Source organism: Enterobacter sp. R-25, assembly GCF_049913205.1.
GTDB classification, from domain to species: Bacteria; Pseudomonadota; Gammaproteobacteria; order Enterobacterales; family Enterobacteriaceae; genus Enterobacter; species Enterobacter ludwigii.
In genome coordinates, this window is the sequence record NZ_CP183982.1 from 2,287,163 (window position 1) to 2,304,048 (window position 16,886).

Genomic DNA, 16,886 nt, shown 5'->3' on the forward strand with positions numbered 1-16,886 from the left:
TAAATGATGAAAAGCAAACTCACAATGTTAACGCTGGCACTTGCTGCGCTCACGGTCAGTTCCACCGTCGCGGCAAAAACGCTGGTGTATTGCTCTGAAGGATCGCCGGAAAACTTTAATCCTCAGTTATACACGTCGGGAACCAGCGTGGATGCCAGTGCCGTGCCGGTCTATAACCGGCTGGTCGATTTCAGGGCGGGTACAACGGAACTGGTCCCGAGCCTGGCGGAACGCTGGGAGGTGAGCGAGGACGGCAAGGTTTATACCTTCCATCTGCGTAAAGGGGTGAAATTCCAGAGTAATAAATCGTTCAGGCCGACGCGCGACTTTAACGCCGACGACGTGATTTTCTCATTTATGCGCCAGAAGGATGTAAACCATCCCTATCACAACGTCTCTAACGGCAGCTATTCCAATTTCGAGAGCCTTGAGTTCGGTAGCCTGATCACGGCCATTGATAAAGTCGATGAGCACACCGTGCGCTTTACGCTCGCCCATCCGGAAGCGCCGTTTGTCGCCGATCTGGCGTGGTATTTCGCCTCGATCCTGTCGGCGGAGTATGCCGACGCGATGCTGAAAGCCGGTACGCCGGAGAAGGTGGATATGGACCCGATTGGCACCGGGCCGTTTAAGCTGGCGCAGTACCAGAAAGATTCGCGCATCCTGTTCACTGCGTTTCCGGAGTACTGGCAGGGCAAATCGAAGCTGGATCGGCTGGTGTTTAGCATCACGCCCGATGCCTCGGTGCGTTTTGCCAAAATCGAGAAGAACGAATGTCAGGTGATGCCGTTTCCAAACCCGGCGGATCTGCCGCGCATGAAGGCTAACAAAGACATTAATCTGATGAGTAAAGCCGGGCTGAATACCGGTTTTCTGGCCTTCAATACGCAAAAACCTCCGCTGGATAACGTGAAGGTTCGCCAGGCGCTGGCAATGGCCATCAATAAGCCGGCCATTATTGACGCGGTATTCCACGGCACCGGCACGGCGGCGAAAAACCTACTGCCACCCGGCGTCTGGAGCGCCGACAGCGAACTGAAGGATTACGACTACGATCCGGAAAAAGCGAAAGCGTTGTTAAAGGAGGCTGGTTTTGCAAACGGCATCAGCATCGATTTATGGGCGATGCCGGTTCAGCGTCCCTACAATCCGAACGCAAAACGGATGGCGGAGATGATTCAGGCCGACTGGGCGAAGGTTGGCGTCCAGACCAAAATCGTCACCTATGAATGGGGCGAGTATCTTAAGCGGGTGAAGGGCGGTGAACACCAGGCCGCGCTGATGGGCTGGACGACCGCAACCGGCGACCCGGACAACTTCTTTGGTCCGTTATTTACCTGTACTTCGGCTAACGGTGGATCTAATTCCGCCAAATGGTGCTACAAACCATTTGATAAAATTATCGCTGAAGCGAAATCGATAACCGATCATGATAAACGCGTGGCGCTGTATAAAGAGGCCCAGCAGATGATGCATGACCAGATGCCGGCAGTAATGATTGCCCATTCGACGATTTTTGAACCGGTGCGCAAGGAAGTCACGGGCTATGAAATCGATCCGTTTGGCAAGCATTTGTTCTGGCAGGTTGATATTAATCAGTAGTTTTTCTCTGCCCGGCGTTCAGTCGGGCAATCTTTTCGCAATTTGTGCTGCTTACATCATTTTTTGTCACAACAAACCCGCCAGACTTTTGCTATAACTTCAAATGCATACTTGCAGATAACATGGAATACCATCATGCGTACTCACACTTTTTTTAAAGTTGCAGTGCTTTCTGGTCTGTTGGCGTTAGCGGGCTGTTCGTCTAAAGTCGCCGCCCCCGAACAATATTCAGGCTTTTTAAAAGATTATTCTGGATTGCAGCAAACAACGTCCGCAACGGGTAAACCGACGCTGCGTTGGGTCGACCCGTCGTATAACGAGGCAAATTACGACAGTATTTTATGGACGCCAATCACCTATTATCCAGCGCCAAAACCAACGACCCAAATTGGTCAAAAAACGCTTGATGAGCTTCTGGCTTATACCAACACCAAAATGAAAGCGGCAATCAGCCAGCGTAAACCTGTTGTTACAACGCCAGGTAAACACAGCCTGATCTTCCGCGGTGCGATTACCGGTGTGAGTTCACAGAAAGAAGGTCTGCAGTTCTATGAAGTAGTGCCCGTCGCGTTAGTGGTTGCAGGTACGCAGATGGCAACGGGGCACCGCACCATGGATACCCATCTCTTCTTCGAAGGCGAGCTGATTGATTCGGCGACGAATAAGCCGGTCATGAAGGTCGTGCGTAAAGGCGAAGGTAAAGAGCTGGCGAACGAAAACACGCCAATGGGCTTCGCAACGTTAAAACAGGTTGTGGATGACATGGCGACGGATGCCACCATGTTTGATGTTAAGAAAACCGCGAAATAATCAAAACGGCCTGCAGCAATGCAGGCCTTTTTTTATGCCATACGCAAACGTCTGAACCAGGTTTCCGGTTTCGTAAACATCACCATATTCCCGCCCAGAATCAGCAGTAATCCAATGATGCCGTTGAGATGCCACACGTAACCTTCATATACCGTGGAGATGGACAGCGCCACCAGCGGGAAGAGCAGCGTACTGTATGCCGCTTTGCCCGGGCCAATGCGTCCCACCAACGTGAAGTAGGCACCAAAAGCGATGACCGAACCAAAAATGGCGAGATAAAGCAGCGCGCCAATGTAACTCACCGTCCACTCGGGGATAAAACTGTCACCCCGGAACAGGGCAATGCAGCCCATAATGACCGTACCGTAAAACATCGCCCAGGCGTTGGTGGTCATGGTCTCCAGCCCTTTTCGCTGGTGGCGCATGCTGATCATATTGCCCAGCGAGAACCCGTAGGTCCCCAGTGCTGAAAGACCAATCCCCGTCAGCAGGGAGGCACTCCAGCCACTCGCCAGCAGGTCGTCCCAGAAGAGGGTGATGATCCCGATAAGCCCCAGGGCCGCCGCCGTCCAGAAGCGTGCGGGTGGGCGCTGACCGAAGAAAATAAAGCTGTTGATGGCGTTATACAGTACGGCCATCGAGAAAATCACCGACTCCAGCCCGGTATTAATGTGCGCGGCGGCGGTATAAAAACACCAGAAGTTGAAGCAAAAAATGCAGCATCCCTGCAGCATGCAAAAGAGATGATCCCGCAAGGCCAGTTTACGAAGCCGGCGCAGGGCAATTAAGACGATCATGATCGTGGCGCAGGCCACGGCAAAGCGCCAGAAAATTGACACCGGGGCTGCGACTGGCCCCTGTTGCAGGAAAATGGCAATCCAGGTTGTTCCCCATATCACCACCACCAGTCCATAGAGTAATGCGTTCATTGTTGCTCTCTTCTCACACAGCGAAAAGAGCAGTCTGGCGCGAGTGGCATGACATTGCTTTCACCGATTTGCGGTGGACTTGCATATTCTTGCGCTTTTTTGTGGCTGCAGATCTGGCATCGTGGCGCAACACTTCATAGACTGAGAGTCTGATTACTCACCCGTTAATAGCTATGTCTCGCGCTTACGATACCTTTGAAACGCTACGCCAGCAGAACGCCGTGCTGCGGGAAACCGTTGCGCTGAATTCCGGTATTCAACTGGCAGCCTGGTACAACAAGCACGACACGATAACCGTGAAAAGTAATCACCATACCCTCAGCCTGTACGTGGCGGACGGTTATGAGAGCTATCAAAAAACGCCGGGCGGCTGGAAAAACGGCGGCGGCCCGGACCGTTTCTGTCTGATGCCAAAAGAGAGTGAATCGACGTGGGATATTCGCGATGATCTGTCGTTTGTCCATCTCTACTGCACCGATGAGCATCTGCGTGATGTCGGGGAAAAAATCTGGGACAAGCGCCCGCTGTCCCTGACGCTGGATGAAAAGATCTTCGGCAGCGACCCGAAAATTACCGCGCTTTACCGTCAGTTTTTGCTCGGCTGCGACTGGCAGCAAAAAGCTAACCAGCTCACCCTGAGTACCGCGTCTACGCTGTTGATGACCCACCTGTTACAGAATTACTCCAGCGTGCAGTGGAAGCTGCCGGTGGTGACCGGCGGGTTGTCGCCGTTTGTGCTGCGTAACGTGCTGGCGTTTATCGAAGAGAACCTTTCCCAGCCGCTGACGCTGGCGGAACTGGCCGAACAGGCCGCGCTGAGCGAGTATCATTTCGCCAGGATGTTCCGTCAGTCCATGGGGCTGGCACCGCATCAGTACGTGATGCAGCGTCGAATGGAGAAAGCCAAAGCGCTGGTGCAGCACACAAGCACACCGCTCACCGATATCGCGCTGGCCTGCGGGTTTAACTCCGCCAGCCATTTCAGTAACCGCTTTCGCAGCATGATGGGCATAACGCCCTCGCAGCTACGCGCGGCGAAGGTGTGAAAAGACCGTATAACATACGCCGCCCAACACCAGCCCCCAAAACGCAGAGCCAATACCCAGGATCGTGACGCCGCTGGCGGTCATCAGAAAGGTGACAATTGCCGCGTCGCGCTCCGTTTCGTTGTTCAGTGCCTGATACAAGCTCCCGCTGATGGTGCCCAGTAGCGCCAGGCCGGCGAGCATCTGGATCCAGCTCAGGGGAAGGGAGGCCATCAGCCCAGAAATGGATCCGCCAAAAATGCCCGCCAGCAGATAAAACCCGCCTGCGGCCATGGCGGCAAGCCAGCGTTTGCTGGCATCCGGGTGCGCATCCGGGCTCTGGCAAATCGCAGCGGTGATCGCGGCGATACAGATGGAAAAGACGCCGAGCGGGGATAACACCAGTGCCAGCCCTCCGGTGACGATCATCAGCGGTGATACGGCCAGCGGATAGCCGGAAGCCTGCATCGTGGCGAAGCCCGGCGCATTCTGGGACGCCATGGTGACCAGGAAGAAGGGCACGCCAATGCTTATCAGACTGGTTAACGTAAAGGTTGGCACGATAAACGTGGGCATCACCACGGAAAGGGTTAACTCTTTTGTGACAACGTCACCTCCCGCCCAGGCCACCATACTGCCCACCAGCAACGTGGCGACAATGGCGTAGCGGGGTGCCAGCGCTTTGGCGAACAGCCATGCCGCCAGCATGCTGCCGCACAGTAAAAAATGCCCCTCAAGATTGCTGAACGCCTGCAGTCCAAACCTGAGCAGCACCCCGGCGAGCATAGCGGCGGCAAGGGAATGCGGGATAAGCTTCATCAGGCGAGCAAACAACCCGGTTACGCCGCACAGCAGAATGAGCGCGTTGGCAAAGATAAAAATCCCGATGGTCTCGGCAAGCGTTACCCCGTGCAGGCTGGTGGCTAACAGCGCCGCGCCTGGTGTAGACCAGGCGGTGAGCACCGGGGCTTTATACCACCAGGAAAGCGCCAGCGTGCTGACCCCCATACCTATCCCCAGGGCCGTCATCCAGCCGGCGATCTGCTGCGCGTTTGCGCCTGCGGCAGCGGCGGCTTGCCAGATAATGGCGGCGGAACTGGCATATCCCACCAGAACGGCGACAAAACCGGCGAGAACGGCAGGAAAGAGTGAGGATAAAGGGCGCATGAAAACTCCGTTGTGCGTTATAACGTCCGCCCTAAGGTAACACTGTGCGTTATAGCGTACAAGTGGTATGATCGGTCGCATCAGGAGGGAACATGGACATCACACAACATCTTGCTTACACACTGAAAACCGAGCGTCAGGCGCGTGGCTGGAGCCTCGCCAGACTGGCGGAAGAGACCGGCGTTTCAAAGGCCATGCTCGGGCAAATCGAGCGCAATGAATCCAGCCCGACGGTATCCACGTTGTGGAAAATCGCCACGGGGCTGAACATCCCTTTTTCTGCCTTCATCACGCCGGCAGCTGACAGGCAGGCGGTATTCGACCCGGAACAGCAGGCGATGGTGGTGAAACCGTTATTCCCGTGGGATGAGACGCTAAAGTTTGACCACTTTTCGATAACCCTCGCTGCCGGTGCCCTGAGCGAATCCACGCCCCACGAGGCTGGCGTGATTGAACACGTGGTGGTGATCAGCGGCGAACTGGAGATGAACATTGATGGCGAGTGGCAGACCATTACTGCCGATTCGGGGGTGCGTTTTGCCGGGGATAAACCGCACGCCTATCGCAACAGCAGCGACCGGCCGGTGCATTTTCACTCCCTGATCCATTATCCCCGCTGAAGCGACGCAAAACTGTTTCGCTGCCGCATACTTCTGACTACAATAGCCGCCATTTTGACCATAACGGATAACGACGAAGTATGCGCCTGCAATCCCATCATCTCGAACTCTTAAGCCCGGCCCGCGACGCCTCCATCGCCCGTGAAGCGATCCTTCATGGTGCTGATGCCGTCTACATTGGTGGACCTGGCTTTGGTGCCCGCCATAACGCCAGCAACAGCCTGAGCGATATTGCTGAACTGGTGCCGTTCGCCCATCGCTTTGGGGCGAAAGTGTTCGTGACCCTGAACACCATTCTGCATGATGATGAGCTGGAGCCTGCGCAACGTTTAATTACCGATCTCTACCAGACCGGCGTCGATGCCCTGATTGTGCAGGATATGGGCGTGCTGGAGCTGGATATTCCTCCCATTGAACTGCATGCCAGTACCCAGTGCGATATCCGCACGGTAGAGAAGGCGAAGTTTCTTTCTGATGTGGGTTTTTCCCAGATCGTGCTGGCGCGTGAGCTGAACCTGAACCAGATCCGCGATATTCACCAGGCGACCGACGCAACCATTGAATTCTTTATCCACGGCGCGCTGTGCGTCGCCTATTCTGGTCAGTGCAATATTTCCCACGCCCAGACGGGGCGCAGCGCCAACCGCGGCGACTGCTCTCAGGCATGTCGTCTGCCGTATACCCTGAAAGACGATCAGGGCCGCGTTGTGGCGTTCGAAAAACACCTGCTCTCGATGAAAGATAACGATCAGACCGCCAACCTGGGTGCGCTGATTGACGCTGGCGTGCGCTCCTTCAAGATTGAAGGGCGTTATAAAGACATGAGCTACGTGAAGAACATCACCGCTCACTATCGTCAGATGCTGGATGCCATCATTGAAGATCGCGGTGACCTGGCGCGTGCGTCGGCCGGTCGTACCGAGCATTTCTTTATTCCGTCAACGGACAAAACTTTCCATCGCGGCAGCACTGACTACTTTGTGAATGCCCGTAAAGGGGATATCGGCGCGTTTGATTCACCGAAGTTTATCGGTTTACCGGTGGGTGAAGTGCTGAAAGTGGCAAAAGATCACCTCGACGTGGAAGTGACCGAGCCGCTGGCCAACGGCGATGGCCTGAACGTGATGATCAAGCGTGAAGTGGTGGGCTTCCGTGCGAATACGGTGGAAAAAACCGGTGAAAATCGCTATCGCGTATGGCCAAACGAGATGCCTGCGGATCTCTACAAAGCGCGCCCTAACGCGGCACTGAACCGTAACCTTGACCACAACTGGCAGCAGGCGCTACTGAAAACCTCGAGCGAACGTCGTATCGCGGTGGACATTGAACTGGGCGGCTGGGAAGAGCAGCTGATCCTGACCATGACCTGTGAAGACGGTATCAGCGTGACGCACACGCTTGATGGCCTGTTCGAGGTGGCAAACAACGCGGAAAAAGCCCTTAACAACCTGAAGGATGGCGTGGCGAAGCTGGGGCAGACCCTTTACTACGCGCGTCATATCGACGTTAACCTGCCGGATGCCCTGTTTGTTCCGAACAGCCAGCTGAATCAGTTCCGCCGCGAGACGGCAGAAATGCTGGATGCCGCCCGCCTGGCTAACTATCCACGCGGCAGCCGCAAGGCCGAAACCGTTCCTGCGCCGGTTTACCCTGACACGCACTTGTCCTTCCTGGCGAACGTCTATAACCACAAAGCGCGTGAATTCTATCACCGTCACGGCGTACAGCTGATTGACGCAGCCTATGAAGCGCATGAAGAGAAGGGCGACGTGCCGGTGATGATCACCAAGCACTGTCTCCGCTTCGCCTTCAACCTCTGCCCGAAACAGGCGAAAGGGAATATTAAAAGCTGGAAGGCCACACCGATGCAGCTGGTGAATGGCGACGAAGTGCTGACCCTGAAATTTGACTGCCGTCCGTGCGAAATGCATGTGATTGGCAAGATGAAAAATCATATTTTCAAAATGCCGTCGCCGGGTAGCGTTGTGGCCTCCGTGAGCCCGGACGATTTAATGAAAACCCTGCCGAAGCGTAAGGGTAATTAATTACCGAAAGTGCGTGTCAGGTTTGCGCGATTTCTGCCACAGGTGGTGTTCGCGCAAACCTTCCGCTGACTCTTCTGCAACGCTGCGTAATTCATCGCTATCCGCTTCATGGCGGAGCTGATGCTCCACATTCTTTACCCACACATATTCATGGCCTTTATGTCCTGCCATCAGCTGCCCTGAAAATAACCCACACACCAGCAATATCAGCGTTAACCCTTTTCTCATCATTATTTCACCGTTGAATGCCATCGCGGGACTATCATGCCAATAATTTCGTCGGGAAATTATTCAAATATTCAAATTAGCGCAAAGAGAGTGTCAAATTCTGTGCGGCGACAGCTGTGATGAGACTTTTCCTAAAATTAGCATCAAGTTTGTTAACCGCCAATTCTGGTACGTAATTAGCCACTAGCTTTAAGGATAAATCCTATATAATGGTTAAACTCTGGCTAAGGAATGGGTCTTGTTAAATGAAAAAAATGATAGCGCTTGCGCTGCTGGTGGTTGCTGTTGGGGCGGGTGCAGGTATTTACTCTATTAGTAATGACGAACCAGAATATATTCAGTCCGCGAAAGCGCGTGTTGGGTCATATTTAACCAGCGATTACGGACGCGTGGCCTGTAATAGCACCAAAATTGATGACCAGCGCTGGCAATTAGGCTGCACCAATCAGGCAAGAGGTAAAACATTCGAGTTTGCGGTTTATCCGTCTGAAAAAGCACCGTATGGTGTGTCGCGTTCGTTTTATCTGGAAGCCATCAATGATGATGCAAAACAGAGCGCGGAGCAGGGTCTGATGCGTTATTTGCAAATCAATACCAAAGCGGGTTAATCAGGCTGTTTACCTTTCATTGAGACTATGGATGTTAGTTTGTAAGAGATCCGCTGCCCGGCCATGGAGTGTCGGGACGTAGAGACCAAAATACAAATCTATCCATGCAAGCATTTACCGCCATATTATGGCGGTTTTTTTTGTCTGCAATCCGGCCACTAGCGGTCAGGACGCGAATAGTGTTTGCGATACTGGGCCGGGGAAAGGGCGAACTGCTGCCGAAAATGGTGACGCAAGGTCGATGCCTGACCGAATCCGGTCTGCTCCGCGATGCTGTCGATACTTAAGCGACTGCTTTCCAGATAATCTTTTGCCCTCAGCAGGCGCTCATTGAGCAGCCAGCGCGCGGGCGTGGTGCCGGTCGCATCCTGAAAGCGGCGCAGAAAGGTGCGTTGACTCATGCCGACCCGACGCGCCAGTGAATCAACGCTGTGCGATACGGCAAGATGGGTGTGCAGAAAATCAAACAGCTGACCGAGACGCTGACTTTCGCGCAGTTGCGCCACCGGGCGGCTTAGCTGCTGCGGCTGTGAGCCATCCCGGTGCGGCGGAATGACCAGACGACGCGCTACGGTGTTGGCGATTTCCATCCCATAATCCCGCCGGACTACGTGCAGGCATAAATCGATGCCTGCCGCGCTGCCCGCCGAGGTGAGAATGTCGCCGTCGTCCTGATATAGTACATCTTCAACCACCTCGATGGCCGGGTAACGGGCCTTAAGCGCCTCAATATAGCGCCAGTGCGTTGTGGCTTTACGCCCATCCAGCAGCCCGGCAGCGGCAAGAACAAACACGCCGGAACAGATCGACAAAAGCTGGCATCCCCGCGCATTGGCCTTACGTAATGCCGCGCAGAGCGCGGGCGGAACCGGTGAATCCAGTCCTCGCCAGCCGGGCACAACGATCAGGTCGGCCGTCTCAAGCAGGGTTAAATCGCCGTCGGTGATGAGGCGAATCCCGCCGGTCGCCCGAAGTTCACCGCTGTCTACGCCCGCGACGGCAAAACGATACCATTCGTCTCCCAGCTCCGGACGCGGCAGACCAAAGATTTCCACTGCCACGCCAAACTCAAAGGTACACAAACCGTCATACGCCAGCACAATGACCTGAGGGCGGGAAATCTGTCTTAAGTTTGTCATCTTTTTGCTGTTTTCTGGCATAAGCGAGCGCATTCACGGGCTGAATTTGTGGATAGAGTAGTGTTAACACAAACGCCAAAGATGAGGAAGGATCATGAGTTATGTTACTGAATTTCCGGCTGCTGAACCCCAGGAAGCCGTTACCCATTTTCTGCGCCGCCTGAGCGTCGAGACCGATTGCGCCGATGTGCATCATGCCATCACGAATCACGAACAGGATTTCGTCCTGCTGCACGTCGTCGGGAGCCCGCAGCAGTTCGCCCGCCGTCACGTTCCCGGTGCGCTACATATGCCGTGGAGTCAGATCACCGCCGAACGCATGGCCCAGTGGCCTGACGGCACGCTGTTTGTGGTCTATTGCGCCGGGCCTCACTGCAACGGTGCGGACAGAGCCGCGCTGAAGCTGGCGCGTCTGGGGCTGCCGGTGAAAATTATGCTTGGTGGGATCACCGGCTGGGAAGATGAAAAGTTTGAGTTTGCGAGCCAGGAATCGCTCTCCGCACTGTGAAGATGAATTTTTTTCAACACCCGTGAAATTTTCTCGTTTGCCGGCTGGCGGCAGGTATGACATCTTTTTTGGACATTTAGACATCCAGAAGTCTAAAGATTCAAATAATGAATTATCACTGCAGGCAATTATTGTCGGCAGATAGAGGAGATTTCCATGCAACGACACCATGCCCCATACCGCGCCGATGTAGTTGGCAGCTTTTTACGTCCGGATGCCATCAAACAGGCTCGCCTGAAATTCGCCAGCGGCGAAATTGATGCCGGGCAGCTTCGTGCGGTTGAGGATGAGGCGATCCGCCATGTTGTCGAGCAGCAGTGCGCCTGTGGCTTGCATGTGGTGACCGACGGTGAATTTCGTCGTGCCTGGTGGCACTTTGATTTCTTCGACGGTCTGCAGGGTGTTGAGCGTTACGATTCTCAGCAGGGTATTCAGTTCAACGGTGTACAGACCAAAGCCCACGGCGTGCGCGTGACCGGCAAACTGGGCTTTGGCGATCACCCGATGCTGGAGGATTTCCGCTACCTGAAAAGCATTAGCGGGAATGCTCAGCCGAAGATGACCATTCCCAGCCCGAGCGTGCTGCATTTCCGCGGTGGACGCAAAGACATTGATGCGACGGTCTACCCGGATCTGAAGGACTATTTTGACGATCTGGCGACCACCTGGCGGGACGCGATCCGGGCGTTTTACGACGCGGGCTGCCGTTATCTGCAGCTGGATGACACCGTCTGGGCCTATCTCTGTTCGGACGATCAACGTCGTCAGATCCGCGAGCGTGGTGACGATGCCGACGAGCTGGCGCGTATATATGCCCGCGTTCTGAATAAGGCACTGGAGGGCAAGCCGGACGATCTCACCATCGGGCTGCATGTCTGTCGCGGAAACTTCCGTTCAACCTGGATTTCCGAAGGGGGCTATGAGCCGGTGGCTGAAGTGCTGTTCGGGACGGTCAACGTGGATGCCTTTTTCCTTGAGTACGACAATGACCGGAGCGGTGATTTTGCGCCACTGCGTTTTGTTCGCCCGGGCAAGCAGCAGGTGGTGCTCGGCCTTATCACCACCAAAAATGGCGAGCTGGAGAACCCGGAAGGGGTGAAGGCGCGTCTGGAAGAGGCGGCGAAATATGTGGCTAAAGAGCAGATTTGCCTGAGCCCGCAGTGCGGATTTGCCTCTACCGAAGAGGGCAACAGCCTGAGCGAAACCCAGCAGTGGGACAAAGTCCGCCTGGTGACGCAGATCGCCAGCGAAGTCTGGTAAACCTTCCGCCACAGCGCTGCATTATAAAAGTGCAGCGCTGTACCATTCTGAGTCGTTCTTTTTACATCCTTCGTTACTTCTCCTGTCATAGCGCTTTATCCATCCTGGCATCCTTTTTGCTCTCTCTAAGCTGACGTTTTTATTTTCTGCGTCCACGCCGTAACGGACGCCTTTGCACAGCTTTCTTTTTCAGGAGTGAAAATATGCACCGTCGTACCTTATTAAAAGCCTTCGCATTGTCCGCGTCTGTCGTAGCTATGGGGATGAGTTTTGGCGCTCAGGCGGCCGATACCATCAAGGTGGGGATCATGCATTCCCTTTCCGGCACGATGGCGATTTCTGAAACGCCGCTTAAAGACGTTGCGCTGATGACCATCGATGAGATCAACGCCAAAGGGGGCGTGCTGGGTAAGAAGCTGGAACCGGTAGTGGTTGACCCGGCCTCGAACTGGCCGCTGTTTGCCGAAAAAGCGCGCCAGCTGTTGAGCCAGAACAAAGTAGCGGTGGTGTTTGGTTGCTGGACGTCGGTGTCGCGTAAATCGGTGCTGCCGGTGTTTGAGGAGCTGAACGGACTGCTGTTCTACCCGGTGCAGTATGAGGGTGAAGAGATGTCACCTAACGTCTTCTATACCGGTGCCGCGCCAAACCAGCAGGCTATCCCGGCGGTGGAGTACCTGATGAGTGAAGACGGAGGCAGCGCGAAACGCTTCTTCCTGTTAGGCACCGACTACGTTTATCCCCGCACCACGAACAAAATCTTGCGTGCTTTCCTGCATTCGAAAGGGGTGGAAGACAAAGACATTGAAGAGGTATACACCCCGTTTGGTCACAGCGATTACCAGACAATCGTTTCCAGTATCAAAAAATTCTCTGCCGGAGGGAAAACCGCGGTGGTTTCCACCATCAACGGCGACTCCAACGTTCCGTTCTATAAAGAGCTGGCTAACCAGGGCCTGAAAGCTACCGATGTTCCGGTTGTAGCCTTCTCCGTGGGAGAAGAGGAGCTGCGCGGGATCGACACCAAACCGCTGGTGGGCAACCTGGCGGCGTGGAACTACTTTGAGTCCGTTGATAACCCGACCAACCAGGCGTTTGTGGCGGATTACAAAGCGTATGCCAGGGCACACAAATTGCCGAACGCCGACACCGTGGTCACCAACGACCCGATGGAAGCCACCTACGTCGGGATCCACATGTGGGCGCAGGCGGTTGAAAAAGCAGGTACCACCGACGTCGATAAAGTTCGGGCGGCAATGGCCGGTCAGTCCTTCAAGGCACCTTCGGGCTTTACGCTCACCATGGATGCCACCAACCACCATCTGCATAAGCCGGTCATGATTGGCGAAATTGAAGGTAACGGCCAGTTTAATGTGGTCTGGCAGACGGAACAGCCGGTGCGCGCCCAGCCGTGGAGTCCCTTCATTGCCGGTAATGACAAAAAGCCCGATCAGCCGATGAAAACCGCCAGCAACTAAGTTATCACCGCAGGGAGAAAAGTCATGAACGCCATACGCACGATCATCGCTATTGTGTGGCTTACCGGACTGCTGCCAGGGATGGTGCAGGCATCGGATGCCGACCAATTCGTGGCCGCCAGTCGCAGCCAGCAGGCAGAACTGTTGACGCAGTGGGCAACCGCGCCGGAGGCGGCACGGTTGCCGCTGCTCCAGGCGCTGCAGAGTGAAAGTCTCTACACCGACAGCCAGAAACATGCGTTTGCACAACGCCAGGGGGCAATGGTTCCCCTGGGTGAAACAAAAGCCGCAGCAGGCCAAACCAAAGCCGTGCGTCTGACCAACAGGCTGCGCAATCTGGTGGCGACGGCAATGGCAACCCATCAGCTCGTGAGTGACAGTGTCACGGAAAGACGTGCGGCAGCCCGTCAACTCCAGCGGGATGCGCAGCCTGAAATGCTCGAGTTCCTGCAAAAACGGGTGAGCAGCGAAACGGATGATGTGGCCCGTCAGTCGCTGAAGCTGGCGCTGGCGAACCTCCAGCTGGCAAGTCCGCAGGCTGCGGTGCGCCTGAACGCTGTGGCGCTGTTAGGGCAATCAGACGATCCGGACGTTCAGCCCCGGCTGATGCCGTATACGCAGGCCGCATCGGAGCCGGATGCCGGCGTGCGTGCTGCCGCTGCCGAAAGTCTGAAACAGATTGAGCATCGCCTGATGTGGGGCGATCTGCTTGGTCAGGCGTTTATGGGGCTCTCGCTGGGGTCGGTACTGTTGCTCGCCGCGCTGGGGCTGGCAATTACCTACGGCCTGCTGGGGGTGATTAACATGGCCCACGGGGAGATGCTGATGCTGGGCGCGTACGCCACCTGGATGGTTCAGCAGGTGATGGCCGGCTTCGCCCCACAGTGGCTGGCGCTCTACCCGATCGTTGCGCTGCCGGTGGCGTTTCTTGTGACCGCCAGCATCGGGATGGTGCTCGAACGTACCGTTATTCGTCATTTGTATGGCCGACCGCTGGAAACGCTGCTGGCGACATGGGGTATTAGCCTGATGATTATTCAGCTGGTACGCATGACGTTTGGTGCCCAGAACCTGGAGGTGGCAAACCCGGCATGGCTGTCCGGTGGCGTGCAGGTGTTTGCCAATCTGACGCTGCCGTGGAACCGCATTGTGGTACTGGGTTTTGTGCTGCTGGTGCTGTTCTTCACGTGGCTCATTCTGAACAAAACCCGTCTTGGTCTGAACGTGCGCGCAGTGACGCAAAATCGCAGCATGGCGGCCTGCTGCGGGGTACCGACAGGTCGCGTCGATATGCTGGCCTTTGGGCTTGGCTCGGGGATTGCGGGTCTGGGGGGCGTGGCGTTATCGCAGTTAGGCAACGTTGGGCCAGAACTGGGCCAGGGTTACATCATCGACTCGTTCCTCGTGGTGGTGCTTGGCGGGGTGGGTCAACTGGCGGGTAGCGTGGCCGCGGCGTTTGGGCTGGGGATCTTTAATAAAATTCTCGAACCGCAAATGGGGGCGGTATTGGGCAAGATCCTGATCCTGGTGGCGATTATTCTGTTTATTCAGAAACGTCCGCAGGGGTTATTCGCACTGAAAGGGAGGGTTACTGACTGATGAGCCAGCCGCTTACCTTAACGCTGGCGCGCAAAGCGCCACGCACGACGCAGATAGCCGGTAGCCTGATCGTGGCCTGCCTGCTGATTTTACCGTTTTTCGCCTTACTGCCCGCGACGCATCCGCTGGCGATTTCGACCTGGATGCTCACGCTCACGGGTAAGATCCTCTGCTATGCCATTGTCGCCGTGGCGCTCGATCTGGTGTGGGGCTATGCCGGAATGCTCTCCCTGGGTCACGGTATCTTCTTCGCGCTGGGCGGCTATGCGATGGGCATGTACCTGATGCGCCAGGCGGCGGGTGACGGGCTGCCCGCGTTTATGTCGTTTCTCTCCTGGAGTGAACTGCCGTGGTTCTGGTGGGGGACGCAGCACTTTGTCTGGGCACTGGTATTAATTGTGATGGTGCCGGGGCTGCTGGCGCTGGTGTTTGGCTGGTTTGCCTTTCGCTCAAAAATCAAAGGGGTCTATTTTTCGATCATGACCCAGGCGCTGACGTACGCGGGGATGTTGCTGTTCTTTCGCAATGAAACCGGCTTTGGCGGGAATAACGGATTTACCGGTTTTACCACGCTGCTCGGGTTTTCCGTTACCGCGACCACCACCCGTATTGCGCTGTTTCTGGCTACCGTGATGCTGTTGCTGATAGCGCTGGGCACAGGCTTCGCGCTGGCGAAAAGTAAGTTCGGTCGCATTCTGACCGCAGTGCGTGACGCCGAAAACCGCCTGACGTTTTGCGGGTACGATCCCCGCGGTTTCAAGTTGCTGGTGTGGACACTATCAGCCGTACTTTGCGGTCTGGCCGGTGGACTGTATGTGCCGCAGGTGGGCATTATCAACCCGGGTGAAATGTCGCCAACCAACTCAATTGAAGCGGCCATCTGGGTCGCGCTGGGGGGGCGCGGCACGCTGGTCGGCCCGGTGATAGGCGCGGCGCTGGTGAACGGTGCGAAGAGCGTCTTTACCGTCGCCCTGCCGGAATACTGGCAGCTGTTTCTGGGGCTGATTTTCATCGCCGTGACGCTGTTTTTACCGCGCGGTGTCTACGGTCTGTTTCGTAAGGGAGAACACTAATGCAGCCAGCCGAAGAATTATTTACCCGCCAGTTACCCGGGGATCGCTATCGCGACCAGACCGATCCGGTACTGCAGCTTGAAGCCATCAACGTGAATTTCGATGGTTTTCAGGCGCTGACGGACCTCTCACTGAACATTGGCGTGGGTGAATTGCGCTGCGTGATTGGCCCCAACGGTGCGGGAAAAACGACGTTAATGGACGTGATTACCGGCAAAACGCGGCCTAAAAGCGGCAGAGCGCTGTACGATCAGTCCATCGACCTGACGGCGCTCGAACCCGCCGAGATTGCCCGCCAGGGCATCGGACGTAAGTTCCAGAAGCCCACGGTCTTTGAAGCGCTCACGGTGTGGGAAAACCTTGAGATTGCGATGAAAACCGACAAATCCGTCTGGGCGAGCCTGCGGGCCAGACTCAACGGCGAGCAGCGGGACCGTATTGACGAGATGCTGCTCTTGCTGCGGCTTGGCGGCGAGCGCAATCGCCGCGCCGGGCTGCTTTCGCACGGGCAAAAGCAGTTTCTGGAGATTGGCATGCTGCTGGTGCAGGACCCGCATCTGCTGTTGCTGGATGAACCGGCGGCCGGAATGACCGACGCGGAGACCGACTATACGGCTGAGCTGTTCAGAACCCTTGCGGGCAAACACTCCCTGATGGTGGTCGAGCACGATATGGGCTTTGTCGAAACCATTGCCGACCACGTGACGGTGCTGCACCAGGGACGCGTGCTGGCGGAGGGGTCACTTCGCCAGGTACAGGCCAATGAGCAGGTCATAGAAGTCTATCTGGGACGCTAAG

The 16,886-nt window shown here is 55.7% G+C and carries 16 protein-coding genes; 12 read left to right on the forward strand and 4 right to left on the reverse strand.

What is annotated here, in order from left to right; translation table 11 throughout:
• Nucleotides 1-6 precede the first annotated feature (6 nt).
• Both ACN9MQ_RS10930 and ACN9MQ_RS10935 read left to right on the forward strand, forming a co-directional pair.
• Nucleotides 7-1,602 (forward strand): ABC transporter substrate-binding protein, encoded by a 1,596-nt coding sequence (locus tag ACN9MQ_RS10930; RefSeq protein ID WP_032681027.1) that lies wholly within the window; start codon nucleotides 7-9, stop codon nucleotides 1,600-1,602.
• Between the two features lie 135 nt (nucleotides 1,603-1,737).
• On the forward strand, nucleotides 1,738-2,412 hold the full coding sequence (locus ACN9MQ_RS10935) for a DUF3313 domain-containing protein (protein ID WP_020884175.1): 675 nt from the start codon (nucleotides 1,738-1,740) through the stop codon (nucleotides 2,410-2,412).
• Nucleotides 2,413-2,444: 32 nt separating this feature from the next.
• Here the strand turns inward: ACN9MQ_RS10935 and ACN9MQ_RS10940 are convergent, their stop codons facing one another.
• On the reverse strand, nucleotides 2,445-3,341 hold the full coding sequence (locus tag ACN9MQ_RS10940) for a DMT family transporter (RefSeq protein ID WP_270291634.1): 897 nt from the start codon (nucleotides 3,339-3,341) through the stop codon (nucleotides 2,445-2,447).
• Nucleotides 3,342-3,514: 173 nt separating this feature from the next.
• Here ACN9MQ_RS10940 and ACN9MQ_RS10945 point away from each other — a divergent pair, with 173 nt between their 5' ends.
• Entirely contained in the window at nucleotides 3,515-4,387 is an 873-nt protein-coding gene (locus ACN9MQ_RS10945; RefSeq protein WP_113656205.1) for a helix-turn-helix domain-containing protein, read from the forward strand.
• Here the strand turns inward: ACN9MQ_RS10945 and ACN9MQ_RS10950 are convergent.
• The gene (locus ACN9MQ_RS10950) at nucleotides 4,367-5,533 is read right to left on the reverse strand and encodes a benzoate/H(+) symporter BenE family transporter (RefSeq protein ID WP_426021091.1); all 1,167 of its coding nucleotides are present in this window, start codon (nucleotides 5,531-5,533) and stop codon (nucleotides 4,367-4,369) included. The two genes, ACN9MQ_RS10945 and ACN9MQ_RS10950, sit on opposite strands and share 21 nt — an antisense overlap.
• Before the next feature lie 92 nt (nucleotides 5,534-5,625).
• On the opposite strand from ACN9MQ_RS10950, the gene ACN9MQ_RS10955 reads away from it, so the two are divergent.
• Both ACN9MQ_RS10955 and ACN9MQ_RS10960 read left to right on the forward strand, forming a co-directional pair.
• A complete protein-coding gene (locus ACN9MQ_RS10955) occupies nucleotides 5,626-6,153 on the forward strand; it encodes a helix-turn-helix domain-containing protein (RefSeq protein WP_014170026.1) in 528 nt (175 codons plus the stop codon).
• A gap of 80 nt (nucleotides 6,154-6,233) precedes the next feature.
• The gene (locus ACN9MQ_RS10960; protein ID WP_040017455.1) at nucleotides 6,234-8,198 is read left to right on the forward strand and encodes a peptidase U32 family protein; all 1,965 of its coding nucleotides are present in this window, start codon (nucleotides 6,234-6,236) and stop codon (nucleotides 8,196-8,198) included.
• Here the strand turns inward: ACN9MQ_RS10960 and ACN9MQ_RS10965 are convergent, their stop codons facing one another.
• On the reverse strand, nucleotides 8,199-8,429 hold the full coding sequence (locus tag ACN9MQ_RS10965; protein WP_025204219.1) for a DUF2554 family protein: 231 nt from the start codon (nucleotides 8,427-8,429) through the stop codon (nucleotides 8,199-8,201). It lies immediately after the preceding gene.
• Nucleotides 8,430-8,671: 242 nt separating this feature from the next.
• Here ACN9MQ_RS10965 and ACN9MQ_RS10970 point away from each other — a divergent pair, with 242 nt between their 5' ends.
• Nucleotides 8,672-9,034, forward strand: a complete 363-nt coding sequence (locus ACN9MQ_RS10970) for a hypothetical protein (RefSeq protein WP_020884170.1) — start codon at nucleotides 8,672-8,674, stop codon at nucleotides 9,032-9,034.
• 158 nt (nucleotides 9,035-9,192) lie between these two features.
• Here the strand turns inward: ACN9MQ_RS10970 and ftrA are convergent, their stop codons facing one another.
• Nucleotides 9,193-10,194 carry a transcriptional regulator FtrA gene (gene ftrA / locus ACN9MQ_RS10975; RefSeq protein WP_426021090.1) on the reverse strand — a complete coding sequence of 334 codons (1,002 nt, stop codon included), beginning with the start codon at nucleotides 10,192-10,194 and terminating at the stop codon, nucleotides 9,193-9,195.
• A gap of 73 nt (nucleotides 10,195-10,267) precedes the next feature.
• On the opposite strand from ftrA, the gene ACN9MQ_RS10980 reads away from it, so the two are divergent.
• The 6 genes from ACN9MQ_RS10980 (at nucleotide 10,268) to urtD (ending at nucleotide 16,885) form a co-directional block, all read left to right on the forward strand.
• Nucleotides 10,268-10,681 carry a rhodanese-like domain-containing protein gene (locus tag ACN9MQ_RS10980; protein ID WP_059305983.1) on the forward strand — a complete coding sequence of 138 codons (414 nt, stop codon included), beginning with the start codon at nucleotides 10,268-10,270 and terminating at the stop codon, nucleotides 10,679-10,681.
• 156 nt (nucleotides 10,682-10,837) lie between these two features.
• The gene (locus ACN9MQ_RS10985; RefSeq protein WP_047356507.1) at nucleotides 10,838-11,941 is read left to right on the forward strand and encodes a cobalamin-independent methionine synthase II family protein; all 1,104 of its coding nucleotides are present in this window, start codon (nucleotides 10,838-10,840) and stop codon (nucleotides 11,939-11,941) included.
• 203 nt (nucleotides 11,942-12,144) lie between these two features.
• Nucleotides 12,145-13,416 carry an urea ABC transporter substrate-binding protein gene (urtA, locus tag ACN9MQ_RS10990; RefSeq protein WP_426021089.1) on the forward strand — a complete coding sequence of 424 codons (1,272 nt, stop codon included), beginning with the start codon at nucleotides 12,145-12,147 and terminating at the stop codon, nucleotides 13,414-13,416.
• A gap of 24 nt (nucleotides 13,417-13,440) precedes the next feature.
• Entirely contained in the window at nucleotides 13,441-15,015 is a 1,575-nt protein-coding gene (gene urtB, locus ACN9MQ_RS10995) for an urea ABC transporter permease subunit UrtB (protein WP_426021088.1), read from the forward strand.
• Nucleotides 15,015-16,088, forward strand: coding sequence for an urea ABC transporter permease subunit UrtC (gene urtC, locus ACN9MQ_RS11000; RefSeq protein ID WP_426021087.1), 1,074 nt, complete (start codon nucleotides 15,015-15,017; stop codon nucleotides 16,086-16,088). The genes urtB and urtC overlap by 1 nt, the downstream gene beginning before the upstream one ends.
• Nucleotides 16,088-16,885: an urea ABC transporter ATP-binding protein UrtD gene (urtD, locus tag ACN9MQ_RS11005; RefSeq protein WP_063214471.1), complete on the forward strand. Its 798-nt coding sequence runs from the start codon at nucleotides 16,088-16,090 to the stop codon at nucleotides 16,883-16,885. The genes urtC and urtD overlap by 1 nt, the downstream gene beginning before the upstream one ends.
• Nucleotide 16,886 lies beyond the last annotated feature (1 nt).